Below are 25294 nucleotides of genomic sequence, written 5' to 3'. Positions count from 1 at the left end.
TACGACCTTCTGTCCTTATTTGTTAGATACTTCAAAAGTACCAACTGGTTGTAATTGGATTTCTTTTTGTAGGGTGATTAGTTGAGTTTCTGAAGTCACACCCACACCTACCTGCGTAACTGCAAGGGCAGATAATGCTGTAGCGAATGTGATTAAAGATTCTTTGTCCATATTTTGCATATGACCCCAGCAAAGACCGGCAACGAGAGTGTCACCTGCACCAACAGTGCTGACAACGCTCATACGTGGTGGTTTTGCATGAAGCCATTGGCCTTGGTTTAGCCACATGGTTCCGTTGGCTCCCATTGAGACAACAATGTTTTCAATACCTTTTTCTGCAAGTTCAGCCGCCGCTGTACGGCACTCTTCAGGAGTAACCAACTCACGACCAACAAACTGAGACAGCTCTTCATCGTTTGGCTTAATCAGCCAAGGGTGAGCGTTCAAGCCTGCTGCCAAAGCATCACGACTGCTATCGAACAGAACGCGTTTGCCTAGTGAGTGCAGTTTTTCAATCCAAGAAGCACATAAGCTTGGAGAAACACCGGTAGGCAGACTGCCGGCAAGAACGAAATAATCATGGTCTTGCGCAAGTCGAAGTAGAGTCGCTTCGAAAGCCGCGATATCTTCGTTGGTTACGTTTATGCCTGGGAAGTTGATGTCGCTGACTTCACCGCTCGCTTCAACGAGTTTAACGTTGATACGAGTTGAGCCCTGAATGCGGATGAATTCGTCATGTGCACCCATCTCTTCAAACAGCTGACAGAACATCTCTTGATTGTCTTTGCCTAGAAAGCCAGTCACAGTAACGTCTGCACCAAGGTCACTCAGCACTTTCGCTACGTTCACCCCTTTACCTGCTGCGTGCAGTGAACCTTGCTTAACAAGGCTCACAGTGCCCACGTTGAGCGTGTCCAAGCTACCAGTAAGATCCAGCGCTGGGTTTAGGGTGATGGTGACGACTTTCGTTGTCATGGCGTTATTTAGCATAAGTCGCCCCTTAACCTTCACCTAGGCCAGCGTTAATAGCAGCACCGATAGACTCCAGCGCTTTAGCTGCATCTGGACCTTCAGCAGTGAACTGAAGTTGGTGACCGTGTTTAACACCCAGAGCAATCACTTTCATTAAGCTCTTAGCATTAACAACTTTGCCGTCACCGTCTAAGTTAGACACTTTGATTGCAGATTCGAATTTCTTCGCTTCAGCAACCAGCATCGCGCCCGGACGAGCATGAAGACCGTGTGAGTTCTTAATCTTAAATACAGCAACATTATCGCCAGTCGCTTCTGTTACCTTTTCTTCTTCCGCTTCGTTGCTGAAAAGAGCCAGTAGTTGCTCAGAGTTTGCTTTCAAGAACACGTCTTGTTCGCCAGCAAAGACTTTTTGCGACAGTGTGTTCAGCATATTTTCATGTGCGCTATTGCATGCAGCGAACGCGACAAGTGCTTTAACTGGTAAACCGTCACATTCACAAAGATTAGCAGTAGAAACGAAAGACATACCTGTGCGTTTTACCGCTTTGTCACTGCTCACAACCCATAGACCTTTACCAAGGTGAGTTGGTTTCTTAGTCACTAGGTCAGCAACGAACTCAGAGTCTGCACAGCCGCTATTCTTTAACAAACCGCCAGCCACAGCGCTCATTTGCACCATGTCACTTGCAGGGAAAAGAAGTTGAATCAGTGAAGCGTCGAAATCGGCTTCGAACTGAACTTCACCATTTAGCAGAGCAATGATGTCATTTGCAGATTTTGCATTTTTCAGTTTTTCTTCCACGCCGTCAGCAGAAAGCACTTTGGTTAACTGTTTTAGAATACCCAGGTGTTCATCTGACTTCGCAGCGATACCGATAGCAACATAAACCGTATTGTCGTCGCCCCAGTTCACACCGTTAGGGAAGTGGTGAACAGCAACACCGGTTTGTTTCACTAAATCGCGTGTGTCGGTTGTGCCGTGAGGAATCGCAATACCGTTACCCAGGAACGTAGAGTTCTGAGCTTCACGGTTTAACATGCCTTCAACGTAGCCATTGTCGACTAAACCTTTCTGGGTGAGGTCGGCAGCGATAGCGCGAATTGCGTCCAACTTGTTAGCGTGAGCTTGACTAAGTTGGATATTTTGAGTGGTTAATTGCAGCATTGTTTGCCCCTTCTTCTGTCGTAGTTAGACAGGATGATTTTTTAATTCTTTTTTATTGTAGTAACTTTTGCTTAACCTTGGCTGAAACGATTCAGCATTTGGTCCAAAAAATTCAGCAAAGTTGCCAAGATACTTTCTTTACAATCGGGTGGTGCATCTACCGATTGTTGAGAATTTTACCGTAAACATTGACACCGTTATCAATTCCCAACTTTGCTGAATCCTTTCAGCTTTTATACTGAATCGATTCAGCGTATAATTCAACACCAATGAGGATCGAAAAATTGTTTCTATGATCCGCCGCACATAAATAGAGCAGTTGATATGACACTAGATGAAATCGCAAAATTAGCTGGAGTTTCGAAAACGACTGCAAGCTATGTGATCAATGGAAAAGCCCAGAAGTACCGCATTAGTGAAAAGACACAGCAAAAAGTGATGGCTGTGGTTAATGAATACAATTACCGCCCTGACCACGCGGCATCCTCTTTGCGAGCGGGTAACAGCCGTTCATTCGGTTTGATTATTCCGGATCTAGAGAACACCAGTTATGCTCGACTTGCAAAATTGATTGAGCAAAACTCTCGACAAGCGGGCTACCAGATTTTGATAGCTTGTTCTGATGATGATCCTGAAACTGAAATCAGTGCAGCAGAAGCGTTGGTATCAAGACGAATAGATGCTCTTTTTGTAGCAAGTTCAATTCCAAACGCCAGTGACTACTACTTAAAAATGCAAAACATGGGTACGCCAGTTATTGCGATTGACCGTCCGTTGGATGACGAATACTTCGCCTGTGTGATCAGTGAAGATTACGGTGCCGCTTACGACTTAACATCTTCGCTTTTGACAGACAATGTAAAAACTGTCGGTTTAATTGGTGCGTTACCCGAGCTGAACATTTCTCAGGAGCGTCAGCTTGGTTTTGAGTCTGCTGTTAAATCAAACCAGCGCGAATTTATGCTGGGTTATGGCGAACACTTTAACCGTGAAGAAGGGCGCAGAGTGTTTGAACAATGGGTAAAGAAAGAGCGCTTGCCTGATGCGATAGTGACGACCTCTTATACTCTGCTGGAAGGCATATTAGATGTGTTGATGGAGCATCCTGACTTGCTGAAAAAAATTCGTTTAGCAACGTTTGGTGACAACCGCTTATTGGATTTTCTTCCAGTGAAAATCAATTCGCTACCGCAACAGTTTGAAGTGATTGCCGACAGCGCGTTGGCGCTTGCGCTAAATGCTTCAGCAAAACGCTATCAATCCGGTGTTGAGTTGGTTCCACGTCGTTTGAAAGTCAGAGCGTAAGATAAGCGCTCAAATAAATCTCGATCCTGATTGCCCTTTGATTTCGTTGATGAAATACAAAGGGTAATCATTCTTGCATCATCACTCACTCTTTGCCTTTTCAGCGTCGCATTTGTTCGTAAAACGGGTATCATATTCGGCAACTATTTTAAAAAATGTTCGTTGCACAGGAAAGGCATGAAGTTTCTTCACACCTCAGATTGGCACTTAGGCCGTCAGTTTCATAACGTGTCGCTACTTGAAGATCAAAGGCACGTATTATCTCAAATCGTTGATTACATAAAACACAACTCGGTTGATGCTTTAGTGCTCGCCGGTGATGTTTATGATCGCTCCGTTCCTCCAACACATGCCATTGAGTTGTTGGATGACGTTGTCACCAAGATTTGTGGAGAGCTTGGCGTTCCTATGCTTGTCATACCGGGCAACCATGACGGAGCAAAGCGATTAGGCTTTGCGGCGAAACAGATGAAGCAATCCGGTTTGCACATCATTGCAGATTTCGAACATATGCTTGAGCCAGTGGTTCTTACCAGTGAACAAGCCGGTGAAGTCGCTTTTTACGGCATGCCCTATAACGATCCTGAGCTGGTACGTCACTACTATCAAACTACGGTTAGCACTCATGACGAAGCGCATCAGCATCTCTGCGGATTAATTGCCGAGCAGTATAAGCCTTCTCAGAAAAACGTATTGATCAGCCACTGTTTTGTTGATGGCGCCATTGAGTCAGAGTCAGAACGCCCACTCTCGATCGGTGGCTCGGACAGAGTCAGTCACGAACACTTTTTAGCCTTTGATTATGTGGCTCTTGGTCATTTGCATCAGCCGCAAATGAAAGGCACTGACTATATTCGTTATTCCGGTTCACTGATGAAGTACAGCTTCAGTGAACAGCACCACAAGAAAGCGATGACTTTGGTTGAGCTTAATAAAGAAGGTTTTGTCTCTGCCAGCCAAATTCCACTCAATGCGCCTCATAACATGCGAATTGTTGAAGGCGAGTTAGACCAGATTTTAGAACAAGGCCGAACGGACCCCAATAGCCATGATTACCTGCTGGTGCGTCTGCAAGACAAGCATGCCATTCTCGACCCAATGGAAAAGCTGCGCAAAGTCTACCCAAATGTATTGCACCTTGAAAAGCCGGGCATGTTGATTGGTGTCGATCAGGAAATGGGCAAAGCTCGTCTTGCTCGCGGAGAAATGGAGATGTTTAAAGACTTCTTCTTAGAAGCCAAGCAGGAAGCATTAACAGAAGCTCAAGAGCAAGCTGTTAGCGCTGTTATCCAGTCATTGAAGCAAGGGGAATAGAATGCGCCCACTAAGATTATCCATTCAAGCATTTGGTCCTTTTGCTGGCAAAGAGGTGGTGGACTTCACCAGCCTTGGTGCATCTCCGCTGTTTCTGATTAATGGTCCTACGGGAGCTGGCAAAAGCTCAATCTTAGATGCGATCTGTTTTGCGCTTTATGGTGAAACCACTGGCAGCGAACGCACCGGCGATCAGATGCGCTGTGATTACGCAGACGCTGAACTTGTAACGGAAATTGAGTTTGAGTTTGAACTTGCAGGCCAAGTGTACCTTGTGACTCGTAGCCCAGATCAGGAAACACCGAAAAAGCGGGGCGAGGGCACAACCAAGAAAGCTCACTCCGCTACCTTGGTGGAAATCGTAGACGGCGAACATAAGCTACTGGCAAACCGTCCGAATCCCGTTGCAAAAGCGATGGTGGATTTAATTGGTCTAGATGTGAAGCAGTTCCGTCAGGTGATGGTGATTCCACAAGGTAAGTTTCGTGAGCTTTTAGTGGCTAACTCAAAAGAGCGTGAACAAATCTTTGGTCAGTTATTTCAAACACAGATTTATACCCAGATAGAGCGCGCTCTGTTTGAAAAAGCAGCGGGAATTCGCAAAGAAAAAGATGAGTTCGATAACCAGATCAAAGGTGCGCTAAATGTAGTGTCTGTGGCTTCGGAAGAAGAGTTGAAAGAAGAACAGGAAAATCTTCAACCTGAACTAAAGCAAAGCGAACAGATCTATCAATCACTGCAACAGCAACTGGATGAAGCGAAGAAACAACGCAACTTAGCTCAGGAGCTGAAGCAGAAATTTGTACAGAAGGCCGAGATTGAGAAAACGTTAACCGAGCATCAATCCGAGTTACCGAATATTGAACAGTTGCGCCAGAAAAGAACCAAAGCAAGGCAAGCGCTGACGCTCGATCTGCCGTTTAACCAATGGGTCAGTGCAACGAAGCAGTTTGAACAGGCAGAAAAAAGCGTTACCGAGAAACAACAGCTGGTAGTGCAAACTAAAGCCAAAGTTGAACAAGCGGAATCTTTGTGGCAGCAAGCGGTTAAGAACGTGCAAGTGGTTCCTGAGTTGTCACAACAGCTTTATCAGCTCGAAGAAATCGGTAAAAAATACCGCATACTTGATGACAAACAAAAAGCGCTTGAGACGGCTAAGCAAGCCTTCGCCAAAGTGAAAGCGGAAGAAGAGTCGTTTGAGAAACAGCTAAAAGAGCTGGATACAGAAATTCAAAGCAAACGAGCGGAATACGAACAAACTACTCATGCAGTATCGAGTCTAGATGCCAAGCGCTTGTCGCTCGCGAATGTGGTTGAACAGATCAAAGTTCGTCAAAGCAGCGAGCAGCTAACTGAACAACAAAGCAAACTTAAGCAAGCTGTGGTTCAGGCGGAGAGAAGATATGTTGAAGTACAAACCGCCACCGCTAATGCTAAGAAGGATGCCGACAGACTGGAAATGATCTGGTATACCAACCAAGCGGCTGAATTGGCGAAGTCGCTGAGCGAGGGTGATGCTTGTCCTGTTTGTGGCAGTTTGGAACATCCTCAGTTAGCAAGTTTTACCAGTGACGTGGTTACGCGTGCGGAAGTGAAAGTTGCCCGAGATGCGCAGCAGTTGTGCGCGTCAAACGAGTTAGAAGCGCTGAAAAACCATCAGTCTGCGGTATCAAATCTTGGTCAAATTGAACGTGAACTGAACCAATTGTTAGCGAAAATTTCAGAGCAATCGATAGCCGAACTCGCTGCGCTTGGGCAAAGCAAAGAAACGTTAGAGAAAGAGATTCAAACTCTGGCATCAATGCAGCCTCAAGTATTGAAAGCTCAGTTGGAAGCTCTGGAAGGTCGTCATTTACAAACCAAGGCTAATCTTGAAAAGTCTATTGCAGGCACAGCGGACAGCAAACATGCAATGACGGTTTTAGAAACGGAAGTGGCTTCACTATTAGAAGGTGTTTCATCTGGTTTCGATAATGTTGAGCAGGTAAGAGCCCAATATGTTGCAGTTAAAAAGCAGATCGAAGAGCTGCAAAAAGCCGAGCAGCAAATGCAGCAACAGTTTGCTGAAACGCAGAAGCAGCTTTCCGCAATTGAATCATCATTAAATGATGCTTTGGCGCTACAGAAACAGTGGTCTGATGAAAAGCAGAGTACAGAAAAAGCTTGGTTAGAAGCGCTGTCTGCAAGCTCGTTTGAAAACCAAGACGCCTATTTAAACGCCAAAATGACAGAAGCAGCGATAGCCGAACTGGAATCGTCAATTCGCCAATACGAAGATAAAGGGGCATCACTGAAAACTCAGCTTGAATCGATTAATGGTGAGTTGAAAGACAAACAACAACCTGAGTTAGAGCCTTTAGAACAAGCCTTGACGGCAAAACAGCAACAAGTCGAACAAGCGTTGCAAAGCTATACGCGCCTTCGCTCGCGGATGGATAGCCTCAATCAGGTTCAACATAAACTCAGCGCGCTTTATGCGAAAAATGAAGAGTTGGAAAAAGCCTATCAGGTGTTTGGCACATTAAGTGACATTGCTACGGGTAAAACCGGAGCCAGAGTCAGCCTGCATCGTTTTGTACTTGGCGTTTTGCTGGATGATGTCTTGATTCAGGCATCCCAGCGTTTGCAATTAATGAGCAAAGGTCGTTATCTGCTGAAACGTAAAGAAGATCGTGCAAAAGGTAACAGTGGTTCAGGCTTAGATTTGATGGTTGAAGACGGCTACACAGGAAAATGGCGTGATGTCGCGACCCTTTCCGGCGGTGAATCGTTTATGGCTGCGCTTTCGCTGGCGCTAGGCTTGTCGGATGTGGTGCAGTCGTACAGCGGTGGTATCCGTCTCGATACTCTGTTTATTGATGAAGGTTTTGGTAGTCTTGATCCTGAATCGCTCGATTTGGCGATTCAAACCTTAATTGATTTACAGCAGGGTGGCAGAACAATAGGGATTATTTCACACGTCAGTGAGCTCAAAGAACAAATTTCTTTAAGGCTGGATGTCGAAGCTGCAAGAACGGGCAGTTCAATTAAACTGGTTGCTTAACAATCTGAAAATTATATTTAAAGCGAGCGGTTTTATAAACGGCTCGCTTTTTTTGTTGCGTCTAAAAATCTTCAAAATCATTAAACTGTTCTCTATCTTGCTCGAATTATCAGTTTAGATCTTTCATTACTTGTAACTAGTTAAAATTGACTATTCTTAATGAGTAACCACATCCTTAAGTAGGCAGCGATGACTCCACTAAATGATAGAAAATTGCTGAATATTATCCGATATGCACCAGCAGTGTTCATCACTCTATTTGCTATCGTGGTTAATCTCATCCTAATTCAAAGTAATCGGGTTGAATCGGAAGAAAAGATAGACTTCATTCGCGAAAACCTTATCGAACAACAAAAACAGGCTGTTCAAGAACAAATTCAGCAAGTCTCCAATCAAATCGAAAGACAAAAGAGCCTCACCGTTAAAACCCTAGAAGATCAGTTGCGAAGCCGTGTGTATGAAGCGCACAACATAGCAACCAATATTTATCAGCAGCATAGAGACAAACCGAAAGAAGATGTTGTCCGTATGATAAGAGAAGCTCTCCGCCCCATTCGCTTCAACTCTGGGCGTGGCTACTTCTTTATTTTCGATCGTGAAGGCATGAATGTCTTGCACAGTTATATCCCACAGTTAGAAGGGCAGTCTGTGTGGGAAACCAAAGATGTTAAAGGTACCTTGATTGTTCAGGAGCACATTGACAAAGTGAACAACTCAGGTGGTGAAGCTTTTATCGCTGGTGGTACAGCAAGCCTGATGAAGCTTCTGATAAACATTTCGAAAAAATAGGTTTTGGTAAGTATTTTGAGCCATATGGCTGGTATATCGGCACGGGGGAGTACATTGTTGATGTACAAGCAGATATACAAGAACAAGTTATAGATTGGTTGAGTGATTACCGATATGGCAACAACGATTATGTCTTTGCGATTGATAACCAAGGGATAATTCTCTCACACCCTGAAGCGGCAATGGTTAACACTGCCGTTTCTGACGAGCTCGGCGTTCAGATAGATGAGATTCGCGCTAAAGATACAGATCGTTCCGGCTTTACTCACTACATGGCCAAATATATGCCTGGTGCGCTTAACGGTGGAGAAAAAATCAGCTATCTCAAAATGATTGATGGGTGGGACTGGACAATCGGCACTGGCTTTTATGTGCAGCGTTTTGAAGCTTATCTGGCCGAAAATATTCGAGCTCTAGAGGCCAGTAACAATGACGAATTAAAACGCATCTTGTATGCAAGTTTGATTTCCACGCTAATTATCATTGCGCTTTCACTGAAACTTGGGCGAGTGATTGGTGATCGTTTTAATCGTTTTCAGGAGCGTATAGCTAAAGATTTCAATGAGCTCAACCAAGTCAAAGATAAGCTTAAATATCTGGCGGAGCATGACTCTTTAACAGACTTACCCAATCGACTTCTTCTCAACGGCATTATCCACACTGGGATTGATTACGCTCATCACAACCAGTGTTGCGGGGCTGTAATGTTGCTGGATGTGGATGATTTTAAGAAGATTAATGATCTTCACGGGCACTCTTCAGGGGATAAACTTCTGAAGACCATCAGCCGAAAATTTGAAAGCATTCTTGGCCCTCACGATACCGTGTCACGTTTTGGTGGCGATGAGTTTATTTTCTGTTTCCCGGATCTGACGGATGACTTGGCTGCCCAAGAGAAAGTGTTGCTGATACAAAAAGTGTTTGAAGATAAGTTCATCATTGACGGCAAAGTATTGACCACAAATTGTAGTATTGGTGTGGCGATGTTCCCGCGTGATGACACCGAACCAGAAGCCTTGATTCGTAAGGCGGATGTCGTTTTGTATAAATCAAAAGCGCAGCGTAAAGGCAGCGCCATGTTTTATAACTCTGACATCAATGAAGAAATACAGCTTGATTACATGATAGAGGAAGAGCTGCGAAAAGCCCTAAAAGGCGATGAGTTCAAAGTGCTTTATCAGCCACAAGTTAACGTAGAGAGTGGCAAGATCATGGGGGTTGAAGCGCTGGCGCGTTGGAACAGTGCTCGATTAGGCCCAATATCGCCAGTGAAATTTATTGCATTGGCAGAAGACATTGGGGTGATACATGAGCTTGGTAGTTTTGTTTTCCGTAAAGCTTGTGAAGATATTCTCTCGATCAGCCCTAACGGAGCCGAGGCTATGGGCGTTTCAATCAACATATCGCCCAAACAACTGATGGAACCAAGCTTTCCTGAAACCTTGGTTGGAATTACACAAGAAGTGGGAATTGATATCTCTCGCGTGACTCTGGAAATCACAGAGAACGTTTTATTGGAGGATTTAGATACGGTTGCCGAACGTCTCAATAGCATGAAGATCTTTGGTTTTGGACTCTCGTTAGACGACTTCGGTACTGGATATTCTTCAATGAGCTATCTCAATACGTTGCCGATTACAGAAATTAAAATCGACCGCTCTTTTATTGAGAAGTTGTTAATCAGTGAGCAGACCAAGACTTTGGTAAAAGCCATTATTGCCATCGGTGAATCGTGTCAAATGACCGTGGTTGCCGAAGGAGTGGAGACGATGGAACAGTACAATGAACTGGCTGAATATGGTTGTGATGTCGTACAGGGCTACTATTTCGCACCGCCTTTGACAATAGAATCCATCGGTGAACTTTTGTGTTCTAAGCTTCAGTCGGGTTCAGAGTCGATCTAGTCTTAGGCATAGAATTCACAGTGGAAGTTCTCTAAAATAGCACCTCACTCTTTACCTTCGTACATATTCTCATGCTTAAAATATCAAACACTGTAGAACTGGCGGACTGGGAAATTGAGTTGTCAGCCATTCGCGCGATGGGCAGTGGCGGGCAGAATGTGAACAAAGTATCGAGTGCGATTCATCTGCGATTTGATGTCCAACGCTCCACCTTACCTCCCGTCTATAAAGAAAAACTGCTTGCGCTTTCAGACAGCAGAATCACCAAAGAAGGGGTGATTATCATTAAAGCGCAAACATATCGAACCCAAGAGCAAAACCGAGAAGATGCGTTGAATCGTCTGCGAGAGATGATTGTCGCAGCTATGGTGGTGGTGAAAAAACGCCGACCAACCAAGCCCACTAAAGCATCGCAACATCGCCGAGTCGAGGCTAAGAAACGCAATGGCGCGAATAAGTCTTTACGAGGGAAAGTTACCTATTAAGCTTTTGAAGTTTCACGATTAACTGTTCTTTTCATCATGTGATCTCAGTGACACCTTTTTTCTGCATAAAGGCTATGCTCTCAACAGTCATATTGGCATGAGGGCAGAGTGATGAAATACCAACATATTTTGGTCGCGTTAGAGCTGACCGAAGAGAACAAAGTTTTGATCAATAAAGCGATCGCAATGGCGAACACTTTTAACGCGGATGTCTCATTCATCCATGTTGATGGTGCGGTTGGTGAGGTTTATAGCCAGTTAATTGATATTCAGCAGGACCCAACACAAAAGCCGCTCAATCAGCATGCCAATGATCTTCTCCACAAGTTTCAGAATTACACCAAAGAACAGTTTCCTGATTTTCCGATCAAACATTTCTGGGTTGGGACGGGCAGTTTGGGGAGCAAACTTAAAAAAGTTATTGAGCAGCATGAATACGACCTGCTTATCTGCGGGCATCATCATGACTTCTGGAGCAATATGGTTTCCTACTCTCGAGATCTGATTAACAAGTCACCGATTGATATTTTGGTTGTGCCCATGGAATCCTAACGGTTTAAGCTAGCCTTAACTTAAGTAGTAAGTTGAAAACGGAAAGATCGGATTGAAGAGAAAGGATATGGAATAAAAAAAGAGTGTGGCTTTTGGGGCCACACTCTTTTTTATTGCGTTCGAGATTATACCGATTGAGTTGGTTTACTATTGTTTTGATTACGGTTTTGGTTTGAACCGCGATTCGGCTTTCTGTTTCCGCTTGGTTTGCCGTTTGCACTTGGCTTACCGCTTGTAGCAGGTTTGCCATTTGAGCTAGGTTTACCATTTTTGTTTGGTTTACCGCTGCCACTCGGTTTGTTGGCATTTGGCTTGTTATCCGAACTTGGTTTGTCCCCAAATCTCTTGCTGCGATGTTTGTTCTCGCCATTTGCTTTTGGCTGAGCATTTTGATTGCCATCACGATGACCTTCGCCACTTGGTTTAGGGCGCTTAGGCTTAGAGGTGCTTTTAGCCGCAGGTTTGTCATCTTTGGAAGCCCCTCGAGCCGATTGGTTACCTTCTGCGTTATGCATTTTAGGCTGTTTCGGTTTTTTAGGCTTCTTCGCTTTAATAGGGCGAGTATCTAAAACAGACTCAGGAACTTTGTTGCTTGGCGCAAATCCTTGCAGTTCGATACGTGGAAGCACTTGTTGAATAAGACGCTCAATAGCAAAAAGTTCTGGTGCCTCAATCGCTGAAACCAAAGTAATCGCTTTACCCACTTCGCCAGCACGACCTGTACGACCAATACGGTGCACATAATCTTCAGCGACTTTAGGCAGTTCAAAGTTCACCACTTGCGGTAGCTGAGGGATATCAATACCTCGAGCCGCAATATCCGTTGCAACGAGTACGCGAACTTCGCCAGATTTAAAATCGGCCAACGCTTTGGTTCGAGCGCCTTGGCTCTTGTTGCCATGAATCGGTGCTGAGCTGATACCTTCCTCATTCAGAAACGCTGAAAGCTTGTTTGCACCGTGTTTAGTTTTGGTGAAAACCAACACTTGCTGCCAGTTACCATCTTTGATCAGCTTCACCAGCATCGGTGCTTTCTTTTTCACATCCGCTGGATAAATGCATTGCTCTACAGTTCTTGCTGTTGAGTTCGCTGGGCTTACTGATATCTCAACTGGGTTGTTGACCATCGTTTTGGCTAAGGCACGAATTTCGTCAGAAAACGTTGCGGAGAACAGCAGGTTCTGGCGTTTCTTCGGTAACAAATCAAGGATCTTACGGATGTCACGAATGAAGCCCATATCGAGCATGCGGTCTGCTTCATCAAGAACCAGAACTTCCAGTTGGTCAAACTTAACGGCATTTTGGTTGTATAGATCCAACAGACGGCCCGGTGTGGCTACCAGCACGTCCGCGCCTTTGCGTAAGCGCAGCATTTGCGGATTAATCTTCACACCACCAAAAACTACAGCACTTGTCAGAGGTAGGTGACTGCCATAGGTGTTGACGTTGTCTTCAACCTGAGCGGCAAGCTCACGGGTTGGAGTGAGGACCAGAGCACGAACCTGATTGCCACGAACTTTTGGACCGCGTGATAGAAGCTCTAAAATAGGCAGAGTAAAGCCAGCAGTTTTACCTGTACCAGTCTGTGCCGCTGCCATTACATCTTTTCCTTCTAATACAGCTGGAATCGCCTGTATCTGAATCGGTGAAGGAGTGGTATATCCTTTTTCTTCAATAGCTTTAAGGATTGGAGCAGATAGACCTAACGAGGTAAAACCCATATTTAATTCTCAATATTGTACTTAATTAATACTCACCACAGATAAATGATTATTGATGGCGAAAAGTGCGACATTCTGAGGCTTTCGCCCCATAGTAGCAACAGATAATTTCTTTTCGGCGCTTTTGATTGATGGATTGAAGTTGCGTTTTGCAAGGGAATTATAATTTAAGCCTATTGATATAGTGCTAAACTATTAGCTCTCAAATGTTAGGCGCACTACAAGTACTGAAGTTGATGGACGAATATCTAAAGCGAATTAATCAGCTAGAACAGCAGGTTGAAAAACTGACACGTGATAACCAGCGCTTGGAAGAAAAGCTTAATGTCGCACTCGATGGCAACGGTTTGTGTTTGTGGGAGAATCATTTACCTACTGGCAAACTCACCATATTTAATATGGAGTGGGGCAAAATGCTGGGCTTTCAGCCTCATGAGCTGGAAGCGACCGTTGAGATCTGGAAAAGCCGGCTTCATCCCGATGATTATGATTTGGCAGTGGGTGCATTCGAAGACCACATCAATGGCAAAGTAGACACTTATCAGGTGATTCATCGCATGATCCACAATGACGGCAGTACGAGTTGGGTATCTGATCGGGGGCGGATTGTTGAATACGATCAAGATGGTAAACCGCTGCGCATGATGGGCACTCACATCGATATCACTAAAGAAAAGCGATATGAACTCGAACTGTCGAGATTAGCAACGTTAGATCCACTTACTAATTTGCTTAACCGCAAGGTGTTGGTTGAAAAATGCGATGAAATTTGTCGTGGCTTATTGGACCAACCCGCCTCTCTTATATTTATCGACCTTGATAACTTCAAAACCGTGAATGATCACTCAGGTCATAAAGCGGGTGACTCAGTGTTGATAAAGGTTGCGGAGTGGCTCAATCAGTACGCCCCGAGCGAGTCGATTATTGCGCGCTTAGGCGGTGACGAATTTGTCGTGCTGTGCGTGGACCATCCGAGAGAAGTGATCAGCCGTTATATCGATCAGTTGCTGACGAATGTCAGTGAACCGATGAAAGTGGATAACGGGTCGGCTCAGATCGGTTTTAGTATTGGCGTGTGTGAGTTCACCACTTCCAATTACACGTTCGAAGAGCTGTATGAACTCGCAGATAAGGCAATGTACCAAGTAAAACACAGCGGAAAAAATGGCGTGGCGTACATAAAAGCCGAGGAAAATTAGCCGCTACTGCTCTTGTTAGGGAAAAACTCTGGCCAGTACATTCTGATATAACCAGCGGAAACCCACACCACCGATACAGTGGCAATGGTGAGTTCAAGAAATCCGAAATTGTGTAGCCAGTGCCAGTGTGGAAAATCTGACTCAAAGAAAGTTGTCAGCCTGTGCATTGCGATGGCGCTGATCACGGATGGGAAAGTGACTGCGGCTATTGAAGGCTGAAACTTCAACCGCAACAATCGTAAATAGCACAGGTAGATCAGCAGCGTCATGGTGATGGCAATACCCGCCAACGCTCCGGTTAGTATCGGGTCTGGGTCAGGGAAATTGACCAGATAGGTGGCGAGAGTTAAGTTAATCGGTGCCGCCATAATAGCCAGCGTTGGTCTTGCCTTGCGTGGCAACGAACCAAAGAACACCAAGCGATACAAAACCACAGGCAACATAATAAAGTAGATAGCGACACACACCTGTACGAGTGTTTCTGAAAACAAGTTGTGTCCAAACTGCGTTCCCGCCAACGAGCTACTGATCATTCCCACCGGATATAAGAACCAGCTAGGCACGATGTTCGACATCTTGAAATTCATGAGCTGAAAGCCGAAGAACAATATCATCATCGTAAAATGCAGCATAAGCGCTAAGGCCCACAGTGGGTAAGCTATCAGTGGAGATATCACAACTAGGTAATCGCACAGAATTAGCAGTGCCATGCTCATCGGTGCCATAAGGCTACCAGAGAGAGGGTGTTTAATATCAGCGATAAAGGTTTTGTAGCTGGTTAGATACCTTGCTAACACAGGCAACAGCAGTATTGCGCCCATCGTAACCAGATAAGGGCGTACAGCAAGGCCGAACGTTGGCAGATACAGCGCCCACGCTTGACCTAAGCCAATCATGCCTAATGCAAGGGCTGCTTGAGAAGGGGGAACAGCTTGTACTTGAAGAAACCTTTTCCAGTTCAACGAAAACTCCGCATTCCATCGCCATACAGTGGTGTTATGCAGTTTTGGTGTCTGAGATTAAGGCAACACCGCTACCACTCGCTTTAGGGTGGCGATATTAACAAGTTTCGTCACTTTCTGTACGACAATAATGTGTGCGATTGTCACAAAATACGCAGCAAATTCATAACATTTAGGCGGAAGACTAAATATTAATCCTCTTTTTATTCCTGTTGTGGCAGATCTTGCTGACGCAGTTTCTCGTTCTTCAATGTACGGTTTAGAAGTTGACTGTAGATAGGTTGTCCGCCAAACATCTGCGCAAATATCACTGCGCCTAAGCCAGTGATGATCAGTGGCAGAATCAGGTTGTAGTTCCCCGTCATTTCAATAACCAGCAGGATGCCCGTAATCGGTGCTCGTACGGTGGCACAAAACAGAGCGCCCATTCCCGCAATCGCAAACATACCCGGTTCGATATCCAGCTCTGGCAATAGGCTTTTCGCGATCAGGCCAAAGGCATAGCCAAACAGTGTGCCCAGAGCCAGCATTGGGGCGAAGATACCGCCCGGAGCACCCGAGCCAAAACAGATCACAGTGGTAAAGATGCGCCCAATAAACAACAGCAGCAATATCGTAGCGCTATAGCCGCCATTTGTGACGTCTGGAATAAAGTTGATACCACCACCCGTCAGTTCAGGAACATAAAGCAGGGTCAAACCAAAAAAGCCACCGAGCAATGAGCCTGTGATCAGATAGCGTTTACGTTGGTTCTTGTGAATACGAACAAAGATGTCCTGAGACAGTGTAATGAGTCGGTTAAATATCACGCCGAAAATGCCGAATAACATACCCAGAAAAAGAAATAGACCAAGCGCTTTTAACTCAGGCGCATCATATTCCGGCATGGTGATGACGGCTTCCTGACCATTAATCATACGGAACACGATATTGGCTGATACCGCAGAAATAATGACCGCACGAATAGAGATAAGCGAGTAACGAAACTGAGGGCGCATTTCCTCTACGACAAACATGATGCCAGCAAGAGGCGCATTAAAAGCCGCTGCCAAACCACCTGCTGCACCTGATGCAAGCAGAGAGTGACGAGTGTCCTCATTCTTAACTCGAAACACATCTGAAATCATACGGCCGATAGCACCGCCCATTTGTACTGTTGGTCCTTCACGTCCTAGCACCATACCAGAACCCAATGCACCCATGCCGCCAAAGAACTTCACTGGAATAACGCGCCACCAACGAACCGGACGTATTCCGTCCATGGCACCTTCAATTTCAGGAATACCAGAGCCTGCGGCTTCCGGTGCAAAACGGTGAACAAGGTAATAACCCACAAACGCCAATGCCGCACTGATAATAAATGCCGCTAACCACAATGGGAGCAGGTTACCAATCTCACTTTTCAGCCATTCGGTACGGGTTTCTGAGACGAAATGAACGGCTTTTTCAAAGTAAGTACCGACAATGCCAGCCAATATACCCACAGCAAGAGAGAGAAAGAGAACAGAGATGGGGGTTTTATCTTTAGAGAGAAATTGGTTGATAGCATCTTTTGGAACTTTTGCTAGAAGACTGTGCGTAAACTTCTCTCTGTTGGTCATTTAAAACGGGTCTCATGGTTGGCGTTATGTGAGGAATGTCAGATTATACTTACCATTACCATCAACTATAGCTGCAAAGATGCAAATTAGATTTTCATATATGACTTTGATATGAAAACAGATGTGTTTTTACCACTTTTCAAAAAGGTGATTTAGCTAAAAATTTTGCTTATAAAATTGGCTGAGAAACTTGTATTTCAAGGGATATGAGCCATATTTAAATCGTAAGGCGTTTATCGATATTTCTTACGGAGGATGTGAAAAGAGCCTTACTTACAATTTGGAAGGAATCAAATTCTATTCGATTGACCTCGTATTTGATTCTATAACATCTATCTACAGATGACTGAATCCGCACACTCACGATTGAGTAACGAGGAATAAGGCGCGCTCCCGCAGTGCGCCTTTATACTGTCTGCTTTCTGCTTATTGTATTTATACTGCATACTTCTTGTTTCCAGCTATCAGCCTTATCAGTCGAGCTGCTGAATACTGAGGTTATAGGGCAATCAATGTTTGTTCGCTTACCTGCTAATCGCTTTGTAGAAAGCGAGTATATAGAAAGCTTTTAGCCTCCTATGTATACTCCTTGCAAAAGGAGTATGACGATGACGAATAAAGTCCCAACCAATATCATCACGGGTTTCCTCGGGGTAGGGAAAACAACAACGATATTGAATCTGTTAAAGAACAAGCCTGAAAACGAAAAGTGGGCGGTACTTGTCAATGAGTTCGGTGAAATTGGCATTGATGGCGCGATGATGACTGACCAAGGGGCTTTGATTAAAGAAGTTCCGGGCGGTTGTATGTGTTGTACGGCAGGCGTGCCTATGTCTGTGGGTATTAATGCGCTGCTACGCCAGAAACCTGACCGTTTGATCATCGAACCAACAGGGCTTGGACACCCTAAACAAGTGATTGCCACTTTAACTTCTGACCAATACACGCCATATGTCAATCTTAAAGCGACGATTGGTCTGGTTGATCCGCGAAACTTGAGTAATGAAAAATACACCAGCAACCAAAATTTCAACGACCAATTGCAAACGGCAGATGTGATCATTGGCAACAAGGTGGATGAGTGTACCGCTCATGATATCGATGTCTTCAACGACTGGGTAACTGACCAAACGCCAGCAAAAGTATTCCATAAACTGGTCACACGCGGTCAACTACCTATTGAAGTATTGGATATTGAACGTGTCCACGGTGGTGCGTCATCGCATATTGAATCTCACCATCATCACCATGCGGAGATGGAACCTGAGTTTCAGTTAAATCCAAACCAAGCTTTTGCTCGTAAAGAGAACAAAGGGCAGGGTTATTACAGCTGTGGTTGGTTATTTGGTGCAGAGTATCGTTTTAACTTTGATGAGCTTTTCTCAATGATCAGCGATTTAACCGCAGAGCGTGTAAAAGCGGTAGTGAACACAGACCGTGGCTGCTATGCGTTTAACTCAGCCAATGGTGTGGTTTCCGTTAATGAGTTGAGTCTTGAAGGCTTTGAGTCGCGCCTTGAAGTGATTGATTCTCAGCTAATGCCGTGGGATCAGTTGGAAAGCATTCTGTTAAAACTGGCTGGAATTTCCAAGTAACTTCTAAGTTACTGAAGAAGTCATAAACAGTGGGTACGACAAGGGCGACATGAGTCGCCCTTAATTTTATATCTATAGTAAAAAGATTAACGCTTGTTACGCAGGTAGCGCTTACGGCGTTCTTCTTTGTTTTTCGCTTTTTCTTCCGCTTTACGCGCTTCTTCGATTTCCACTTCAATCAGTTCCTGAGTAATCATCTCAGGGTGCTCAAGGGTAATTTGACCTAGAATACCTTGACGCAATTCATGCAGTAGAATCTCAGACGCTTTGTGTAAATCAACACGACCACCCGCACGCAGCGCCCCACGTTTGCGACCAATCTCTTCCATCCACTCAAGGTCAGATTCAGGTGATTCGTCGATGTTGTAACGTGCTTTCAATAGGTCTGGGTAACGCTCTGCGAGGTATTCCACTGTATAGAATGCCACTTCCTCATATTCCATTGCCGTATCTTTGATAGCGCCTGTTGCCGCTAAACGGAAACCACTGTGCGGGTTTTCCACTTTCGGCCATAAGATCCCCGGCGTATCGGAAAGCACAATACCATTTTGTAGGTTGATACGTTGCTGACGGCGAGTAACCGCAGGCTGGTTGCCCGTCTGAGCAATCGCACGACCCGCTAAACAGTTGATAATGGTTGACTTCCCAACGTTTGGAATACCCATGATCATGGTACGAACGTTCTTGCCCAAAGCTTCGCGGTTTGGCGCTAACTTGCGGCATAACTCCATGATTTGCATCACTTCATTCTGGTTAGAAGTAGTAATGGCAATCGCCTTTACACCTTGCTCTTTCTCTAAGTGCTCAATCCAAAGCTGAGTCATTTCAGGATCAGCCAGATCGCGCTTGTTCAGCACTTTTACACAAGGCTTTTCTTTGCGAAGTTTCGAAATAATCGGGTTTTCACTACTGAAAGGAATGCGTGCATCCAATACTTCGATGATCACATCAACTTGTGGGATGACTTCTTCGATCTCCTTGCGCGCTTTATGCATATGCCCAGGAAACCACTGAATATTGTTGTTAACCATTTGAATTTATTGCCTTAGTCTTCATCTGAAATGTGCGTTGCTATACAGCAAATCTAAGAAGTCAGATGATCATTGGTTAATTTGAATGGAGGCTATTGTACGCGAGATTGTTCGATGTATCCAACTCACCATTCAAGGTCTGACTGGGTGCAGATGTGGTCGTTTAATCAAACACACTTGAGAATGAATAAATTCCACTCAATTTATTCATAAATCTCATACCACTTTAGGGTAGTTTAAAAACTCAATTGACCTACATCATGTATTATTTTACGTAGAAAAATAAAACTTCGCTTAGTTAAGAACCTAACCCTTAGGAATTATAATGAGCAAGTTGAAGCTAGTCGTTATCGGTAACGGGATGGTAGGTCACCGTTACATCGAAGATTTAGTCGAGAAAACCGATGTCTCTCAAATGGATATCACTGTTTTCTGTGAAGAACCTCGCGCCGCATACGACCGTGTGCATTTGTCCTCTTACTTTTCACATCACACTGCGGATGAGCTTTCTTTAGTTAAAGAAGGTTTTTATGAAAAGCACGGCATCAACATTCTTCTTGGTGAACGTGCAATCAACGTTAACCGCGAAAACCGAATTGTGTATTCAAGCACAGGTCGTGAAATCCAATACGACAAGCTGATCCTTGCTACTGGCTCATTCCCATTTGTTCCGCCTATTAAAGGTCATGAAAGCAAAGACTGCTTTGTTTACCGCACGATTGAAGATTTGAAAGCAATCGAAGCTTGTGCAAAAAACAGCAAGTCAGGCGTGGTTATCGGCGGCGGCCTGTTAGGTCTTGAAGCTGCAGGTGCTTTAAAGGCGTTGGGTGTGCAAACTCACGTTGTTGAGTTCGCACCTAAATTGATGGCAGAACAATTAGATTTGGCTGGTGGTAACCAGTTACGTCAGAAAATTGAGCGTATGGGCGTGCATGTTCACACCAGCAAAAACACGCTTGAGATTGTTCCAGAAGGCACAAATGCACGTAACGTGATGCGTTTTGCAGATGGTACAGAGCTTGAAACAGACTTCATTGTGTTCTCGGCAGGTATTCGCCCGCAGGACAAACTTGCTCGTCACATGAATCTGGATATTGCACCTCGTGGTGGTGTGGCGATTAACGACCACTGTCAGACTTCAGATGAGAACATTTACGCGATTGGTGAATGTGCTTCTTGGAATCAAACCTTCTTCGGTCTAGTGGCACCGGGTTACAAGATGGCAACTGTGGCAGTAGACCACTTGCTTGGTAAAACGGAAAGCAAGTTCGAAGGTGCAGATATGTCTGCAAAACTGAAGTTACTTGGCGTGAAAGTCGGTTCAATCGGTGATGCGAATGGTCGCACTGAAGGTTGTAAGAGCTACGTTTACCAAAACGAAGAGCAAGAAGTTTACAAACGTCTGATTGTATCGAGTGACAACAAGAAACTGCTTGGCGCAGTGCTCGTAGGTGATACGTCTGACTATGGTGATCTGCTTCAGTTAATGCTGAATGAAATTGACCTTCCTGAACATCCAGATGCACTGATTCTACCTGCTCATGCTGGCGCAGAAAAACCGGCTCTTGGTGCCGATGCACTGCCTGAAAGTGCGGTTATCTGTTCATGTTTTGATGTGACTAAAGGCAAGATCGCACAAGCGGTTGCTGATGGTCATCACACGCTTGCGGATATCAAAGCAGTAACTGGCGCAGGTACAGGTTGTGGTGGTTGCGTTCCACTGGTGACATCTGTTCTGAATGCGGAACTTGCTAAGTCTGGTATCGAAGTGAAGAGTGATGTGTGTGAGCACTTTGCATACTCTCGCCAAGAGTTGTTCCATTTGATTCGTATTGAAGAAATTAAAACCTTCGATGAGCTACTAGCAAAATACGGCAAGGGCTACGGCTGTGAAGTGTGTAAACCGCTGGCAGGTTCTATTTTGGCGTCATGCTGGGGTGAACATATTCTGAAACCTCAGTTAGTGAAACTGCATGACACCAATGACAACTTCCTAGGCAACATCCAGAAAGACGGTACTTACTCTGTTATTCCGCGTATGGCGGGTGGTGAAGTAACACCACAAGCGTTAGGCGCTCTGGCTGCAGTAGCGGAAGAGTACAAGCTATACACCAAAGTAACTGGTGCTCAACGTATTGGTCTGTTTGGTGCTCAAAAAGATGACCTACCTGAAATCTGGCGCAAGCTGATTAACGCTGGTTTTGAAACTGGTCAAGCGTATGCCAAAGCACTGCGTATGGCGAAGACTTGTGTGGGTTCTACTTGGTGTCGTTACGGTGTTCAGGATTCTGTCGGTTTAGGTTCATTGATTGAAAATCGCTACAAAGGCATTCGTACTCCTCACAAGATGAAGTTTGGTGTGTCTGGCTGTACTCGTGAATGTGCGGAAGCTCAAGGTAAAGACTTAGGCATTATCGCAACAGACGCAGGCTGGAACATGTACGTGTGTGGTAACGGTGGTATGAAGCCTCGCCATGCCGATCTTCTAGCAAGCGATCTAGACAAAGAAACACTGCTCAAGTACATCGACCGTTTCATGATGTTCTACATCCGTACTGCTGCGCCACTGCAACGCACATCGGTTTGGTTAGATAACATGGAAGGCGGTGTGGACTACCTGCGTAAAGTGATTGTCGAAGACAAGCTAGGTATCAATGCTCAACTTGAAGCAGACTTAGCGAAGTTAGCGGATGAGTTCGAATGTGAGTGGACTGCGACCATCAACGATGAATCACAACTGACTCGTTTTGCTCATTTCATTAACTCAGACAAACGCGATGACAACGTTGTGTTTGTTCCAGAGCGCGATCAACACCGTCCTGCAACCTTCACGGAAAAACATCCTGAAGTGAAAGGCGACATTTTGCACGTAGCTGCGACAGAAGCATAAGGGAAGGTTAGATATGTCATTTGAAAAAATTTGCCAAATCAGCGACATCATTCCGGGTACAGGCGTTTGTGCGCTGGTGAACGGTGAGCAAGTTGCGGTGTTTCGTCCTACTGATGCGGAAGAAGTGTTTGCTATCAGCAATACCGACCCGTTTTACCAATCGAACGTGCTGTCTCGCGGTTTGATCTGTGAGCACAAAGGCGAACTTTGGGTAGCTAGCCCACTGAAAAAGCAGCGCTTCAACTTGGCGACAGGTGGGTGCATGGAAGATGAACGTTTTAGCGTGAAGTCTTACCAAGCGCGAGTCACCAAAGGCGAAGTTGAAATTGCAGCCTAACTGATTGATGCCCCTCTCAACGGGAGGGGCAGATTCAATAGGCAAAGGCTTTAAGAAAGAACCAGTTTGAAAGCCTTTCTCTATTTAATCTTCCGTTTTACACATTTTTATTTTTTATTTTTTATATTTTAGGAGATCCACATGTCTGCATTAAAACCTGTAGAGTTTGTCCAAACCATGATCGACATTGGTGAGGCAAAAGTGAAAACCAGCACTCGTGATCTAGTATTGCGCGGAATGATGGCTGGTGTGATTTTGTCGTTAGCCGTAGTAGTGGCGATTACGACTATAGTTCAAACAGGCATGGGCGTTGTCGGCGCACTCGTGTTCCCTGTAGGCTTCTGTATTCTGAGCTTAATGGGTTATGACCTAGTGACAGGTGTGTTTGGTATTGCACCACTGGCTAAATTTGAGAACCGTCCGGGTATCACTTGGGGTCGTGTACTTCGTTGTTGGGGGCTTGTCGGTTTCGGTAACCTTGTTGGCTCATTGATTGTGGCTGGTTTGATCGCTCTCTCTTTAACTATGAACTTTAGCGTAGAACCAAATGCCGTTGGTCAAAAATTCATTGCTGTTGCAACAGCACGTACAGTGGGTTTTGAAAACCTAGGTGCCGACGGTTGGATTACCTGTTTTGTTCGCGGCATTCTATGTAACCTAATGGTGTGTCTAGGTGTAATCGGTAATATGACCGCTCGTTCAGTAGCGGGCAAAATCGCAGCAATGTGGTTACCAATCTTCATCTTCTTCGCATTGGTATTTGAACACGCAGTAGTAAACATGTTCCTATTCCCATTAGGTATGATGCTAGGTGCGGATTTCGGTATCGCAACTTGGTTGAACTTCAACCTAATTCCAACCATTCTTGGCAATATCGTGGGTGGTCTAGTATTTACTTGTATTCCTCTATACCTAACTCACGCGAAAACAGCGCCAGCGTTAAGTGTAGAAACTGAAGTAAATGCAGAAGTAGCACTAAGCAAATAAGGTTTATGGGCTCCGTCATTAAAGTGATGGAGCCGTTTTAATACAGATGTTTTTGGCTATAAAAAGCAGTGACTTAATGCCCCATGAGCACTCCTCTTTATATCCAAATTTTAAATTGCAGGCGTTGCTATGAATACTGATATCACTGTAAACAATCTTGATTTAAAAACGGGCTTTGTCTCTCTTGTTGGTGCAGGCCCGGGTGACCCTGATTTGTTGACTATGAAAGGGTACCGAGTCATTCAACAGGCGGAAGTCGTCGTGTATGACCGTTTGGTATCAGAGCAAATTCTCGCGTTAGCGGATGAAAGCGCAGAGCTAATCTACGTCGGCAAAAAGTTCGACTATCACTGTGTCCCTCAAGATCAAATCAATCAGATTCTGGTGCAGAAAGCGCAAGAAGGTAAGCGTGTTGTACGTTTAAAAGGCGGTGACTCGTTTATCTTTGGTCGTGGTGGTGAAGAGTTAGAAGAGCTTGCCGAGTATGGCATTGCTTATGAGGTGGTTCCGGGCATTACCGCAGCGGCTGGCGCAACGGCTTATGCAGGCATTCCGCTCACTCACAGAGACCATGCGCAAAGTGTTCAGTTTATTACTGGTCATGTGCAAAAAGATGGCCGTGAAATTGAGTGGCAATCTCTGGCGCAATCAAATAACACACTCGTGTTCTACATGGGCTTGAAGCAAAGTGGTCACATCATGGATAACCTAATTAGCCATGGTTTAGACCCACAGATCTCGTGCGCAATTATTGAAAATGGTACACGACCTGAACAACGTGTATTTCAGGGCCAACTGAATCAACTATCACAGTTAGCAGAGCAAGCTCAAAGCCCAGCTCTGATTGTGGTGGGGAGCGTTACTGAGCTGCACAACAAATTGGATTGGTTTAACAAATAGCAGCAATCAAAGGAGGTGCTTACCTCGTGGCATTGATTAAATAGTGTGATCTTCATCCTTAACACGGCCTTTTGTCCTACATATTACAGATTGTCATTTATGTACCATGTTACTCAAATAAAATCTTCAGGCTGATAGCTATTGAACGCCAGTTTCGCGAAGGAACCGCGTTAGTAATGAAGTAGATTGAGGAGCAGTTATGGCAGGTTATAGTCTGAGTAAAAGTAAAGCATCTTTAATCAAAGTTATATTAGCATTTGTGTTCATCGTTGGGGCGTTACTAGCAGCAGAAGCGATTGCCAACTCAGAGAGTGTAAAGTTAACAGAGACAAGTATTAGCTAATCCGAAACATATCAACTTGTTTTATAAGTTGATATGTTGCCAATCTAGTAAATTTCCGTCTATCTCCATAAGAAAATGTCATCATTTTCCTACAATTAGAAGCGTCTTCTATCTACATAAATACGATTTCGATTTATGTAGCATTCCTTAACGTACAAAGCTCTGTATACCAACCGCGTTTACATCGTTATTGCTG

General features: G+C 44.8%; 19 protein-coding genes and 1 pseudogene. 14 read left to right on the top strand and 6 right to left on the bottom strand.

Features of this window, described 5'->3' with window-relative positions; all coding sequences use genetic code 11:
• Nucleotides 1–15: 15 nt before the first annotated feature.
• Both pfkB and fruB read right to left on the bottom strand, forming a co-directional pair.
• Nucleotides 16–975 carry a 1-phosphofructokinase gene (gene pfkB, locus P4S58_RS19200; RefSeq protein WP_042483396.1) on the bottom strand — a complete coding sequence of 320 codons (960 nt, stop codon included), beginning with the start codon at nt 973–975 and terminating at the stop codon, nt 16–18.
• A gap of 25 nt (nt 976–1000) precedes the next feature.
• Nucleotides 1001–2140, bottom strand: coding sequence for a fused PTS fructose transporter subunit IIA/HPr protein (gene fruB, locus P4S58_RS19195; protein ID WP_102965253.1), 1140 nt, complete (start codon nt 2138–2140; stop codon nt 1001–1003).
• Nucleotides 2141–2464: 324 nt separating this feature from the next.
• On the opposite strand from fruB, the gene cra reads away from it, so the two are divergent.
• From cra to P4S58_RS19160, 7 genes and pseudogenes are all read left to right on the top strand, one after another.
• Nucleotides 2465–3445, top strand: a complete 981-nt coding sequence (gene cra / locus P4S58_RS19190) for a catabolite repressor/activator (protein ID WP_042482883.1) — start codon at nt 2465–2467, stop codon at nt 3443–3445.
• Nucleotides 3446–3622: 177 nt separating this feature from the next.
• Nucleotides 3623–4759, top strand: a complete 1137-nt coding sequence (locus P4S58_RS19185) for an exonuclease SbcCD subunit D (RefSeq protein WP_337165231.1) — start codon at nt 3623–3625, stop codon at nt 4757–4759.
• Between the two features lies 1 nt (nt 4760).
• On the top strand, nt 4761–7802 hold the full coding sequence (locus tag P4S58_RS19180) for an SMC family ATPase (protein ID WP_337165229.1): 3042 nt from the start codon (nt 4761–4763) through the stop codon (nt 7800–7802).
• A 189-nt stretch (nt 7803–7991) separates the two neighbouring features.
• A pseudogene (locus P4S58_RS23730) lies at nt 7992–9652 on the top strand (cache domain-containing protein); the annotation flags it as partial.
• Nucleotides 9653–9667: 15 nt separating this feature from the next.
• The gene (locus tag P4S58_RS23725; protein WP_443089030.1) at nt 9668–10495 is read left to right on the top strand and encodes a putative bifunctional diguanylate cyclase/phosphodiesterase; all 828 of its coding nucleotides are present in this window, start codon (nt 9668–9670) and stop codon (nt 10493–10495) included.
• A 71-nt stretch (nt 10496–10566) separates the two neighbouring features.
• The gene (gene arfB, locus P4S58_RS19165; RefSeq protein ID WP_102942196.1) at nt 10567–10980 is read left to right on the top strand and encodes an alternative ribosome rescue aminoacyl-tRNA hydrolase ArfB; all 414 of its coding nucleotides are present in this window, start codon (nt 10567–10569) and stop codon (nt 10978–10980) included.
• Between the two features lie 111 nt (nt 10981–11091).
• A complete protein-coding gene (locus P4S58_RS19160; RefSeq protein ID WP_042482894.1) occupies nt 11092–11532 on the top strand; it encodes a universal stress protein in 441 nt (146 codons plus the stop codon).
• 125 nt (nt 11533–11657) lie between these two features.
• On the opposite strand, the gene P4S58_RS19155 is transcribed toward P4S58_RS19160, so the two are convergent.
• Nucleotides 11658–13253 carry a DEAD/DEAH box helicase gene (locus tag P4S58_RS19155; protein WP_269348370.1) on the bottom strand — a complete coding sequence of 532 codons (1596 nt, stop codon included), beginning with the start codon at nt 13251–13253 and terminating at the stop codon, nt 11658–11660.
• Nucleotides 13254–13489: 236 nt separating this feature from the next.
• On the opposite strand from P4S58_RS19155, the gene P4S58_RS19150 reads away from it, so the two are divergent.
• Complete coding sequence (locus tag P4S58_RS19150) at nt 13490–14452, top strand: sensor domain-containing diguanylate cyclase (RefSeq protein WP_042483399.1); 963 nt, start codon at nt 13490–13492, stop codon at nt 14450–14452.
• Here the strand turns inward: P4S58_RS19150 and P4S58_RS19145 are convergent.
• A complete protein-coding gene (locus P4S58_RS19145) occupies nt 14449–15414 on the bottom strand; it encodes a TDT family transporter (RefSeq protein ID WP_337165224.1) in 966 nt (321 codons plus the stop codon). The two genes, P4S58_RS19150 and P4S58_RS19145, sit on opposite strands and share 4 nt — an antisense overlap.
• Before the next feature lie 203 nt (nt 15415–15617).
• Nucleotides 15618–17015, bottom strand: a complete 1398-nt coding sequence (clcA, locus tag P4S58_RS19140) for a H(+)/Cl(-) exchange transporter ClcA (protein WP_042482902.1) — start codon at nt 17013–17015, stop codon at nt 15618–15620.
• Between the two features lie 608 nt (nt 17016–17623).
• Here clcA and P4S58_RS19135 point away from each other — a divergent pair.
• Entirely contained in the window at nt 17624–18610 is a 987-nt protein-coding gene (locus tag P4S58_RS19135; RefSeq protein WP_102955725.1) for a CobW family GTP-binding protein, read from the top strand.
• An 86-nt stretch (nt 18611–18696) separates the two neighbouring features.
• Here P4S58_RS19135 and ylqF read toward each other — a convergent pair whose 3' ends face one another.
• Complete coding sequence (gene ylqF / locus P4S58_RS19130) at nt 18697–19641, bottom strand: ribosome biogenesis GTPase YlqF (RefSeq protein ID WP_042482908.1); 945 nt, start codon at nt 19639–19641, stop codon at nt 18697–18699.
• A 325-nt stretch (nt 19642–19966) separates the two neighbouring features.
• Between ylqF and nirB the strand changes: the two genes are divergently transcribed.
• The 5 genes from nirB to P4S58_RS19105 all read left to right on the top strand — a co-directional run bounded on the left by nirB (nt 19967) and on the right by P4S58_RS19105 (nt 25098).
• On the top strand, nt 19967–22531 hold the full coding sequence (gene nirB, locus P4S58_RS19125) for a nitrite reductase large subunit NirB (protein WP_102985857.1): 2565 nt from the start codon (nt 19967–19969) through the stop codon (nt 22529–22531).
• A gap of 13 nt (nt 22532–22544) precedes the next feature.
• A complete protein-coding gene (gene nirD / locus P4S58_RS19120) occupies nt 22545–22868 on the top strand; it encodes a nitrite reductase small subunit NirD (protein ID WP_337165223.1) in 324 nt (107 codons plus the stop codon).
• Nucleotides 22869–23009: 141 nt separating this feature from the next.
• On the top strand, nt 23010–23855 hold the full coding sequence (locus tag P4S58_RS19115; RefSeq protein ID WP_269348367.1) for a formate/nitrite transporter family protein: 846 nt from the start codon (nt 23010–23012) through the stop codon (nt 23853–23855).
• A 129-nt stretch (nt 23856–23984) separates the two neighbouring features.
• Entirely contained in the window at nt 23985–24755 is a 771-nt protein-coding gene (gene cobA, locus P4S58_RS19110; protein ID WP_337165222.1) for a uroporphyrinogen-III C-methyltransferase, read from the top strand.
• Between the two features lie 199 nt (nt 24756–24954).
• Entirely contained in the window at nt 24955–25098 is a 144-nt protein-coding gene (locus tag P4S58_RS19105) for a hypothetical protein (protein ID WP_181460964.1), read from the top strand.
• Nucleotides 25099–25294: the final 196 nt, after the last annotated feature.

The organism is Vibrio sp. Hal054 (genome assembly GCF_037162405.1).
GTDB lineage: Bacteria > Pseudomonadota > Gammaproteobacteria > Enterobacterales > Vibrionaceae > Vibrio > Vibrio diazotrophicus.
This window is presented reverse-complemented; position numbering and strand designations above follow the sequence as displayed.

Coding starts and splice junctions, on each gene's coding strand:
- P4S58_RS19185 (WP_337165231.1), top strand. CDS start 3,623: ATGAAGTTTCTTCACACCTCAGATTGGCACTTAGGCCGTCAGTTTCAT.
- cobA (WP_337165222.1), top strand. CDS start 23,985: ATGAATACTGATATCACTGTAAACAATCTTGATTTAAAAACGGGCTTT.
- arfB (WP_102942196.1), top strand. CDS start 10,567: ATGCTTAAAATATCAAACACTGTAGAACTGGCGGACTGGGAAATTGAG.
- P4S58_RS23725 (WP_443089030.1), top strand. CDS start 9,668: ATGTTTTATAACTCTGACATCAATGAAGAAATACAGCTTGATTACATG.
- nirD (WP_337165223.1), top strand. CDS start 22,545: ATGTCATTTGAAAAAATTTGCCAAATCAGCGACATCATTCCGGGTACA.
- P4S58_RS19135 (WP_102955725.1), top strand. CDS start 17,624: ATGACGAATAAAGTCCCAACCAATATCATCACGGGTTTCCTCGGGGTA.
- clcA (WP_042482902.1), bottom strand. CDS start 17,015: ATGACCAACAGAGAGAAGTTTACGCACAGTCTTCTAGCAAAAGTTCCA.
- P4S58_RS19115 (WP_269348367.1), top strand. CDS start 23,010: ATGTCTGCATTAAAACCTGTAGAGTTTGTCCAAACCATGATCGACATT.
- P4S58_RS19105 (WP_181460964.1), top strand. CDS start 24,955: ATGGCAGGTTATAGTCTGAGTAAAAGTAAAGCATCTTTAATCAAAGTT.
- P4S58_RS19155 (WP_269348370.1), bottom strand. CDS start 13,253: ATGGGTTTTACCTCGTTAGGTCTATCTGCTCCAATCCTTAAAGCTATT.
- P4S58_RS19150 (WP_042483399.1), top strand. CDS start 13,490: ATGGACGAATATCTAAAGCGAATTAATCAGCTAGAACAGCAGGTTGAA.
- P4S58_RS19160 (WP_042482894.1), top strand. CDS start 11,092: ATGAAATACCAACATATTTTGGTCGCGTTAGAGCTGACCGAAGAGAAC.
- cra (WP_042482883.1), top strand. CDS start 2,465: ATGACACTAGATGAAATCGCAAAATTAGCTGGAGTTTCGAAAACGACT.
- fruB (WP_102965253.1), bottom strand. CDS start 2,140: ATGCTGCAATTAACCACTCAAAATATCCAACTTAGTCAAGCTCACGCT.
- ylqF (WP_042482908.1), bottom strand. CDS start 19,641: ATGGTTAACAACAATATTCAGTGGTTTCCTGGGCATATGCATAAAGCG.
- pfkB (WP_042483396.1), bottom strand. CDS start 975: ATGACAACGAAAGTCGTCACCATCACCCTAAACCCAGCGCTGGATCTT.
- nirB (WP_102985857.1), top strand. CDS start 19,967: ATGAGCAAGTTGAAGCTAGTCGTTATCGGTAACGGGATGGTAGGTCAC.
- P4S58_RS19180 (WP_337165229.1), top strand. CDS start 4,761: ATGCGCCCACTAAGATTATCCATTCAAGCATTTGGTCCTTTTGCTGGC.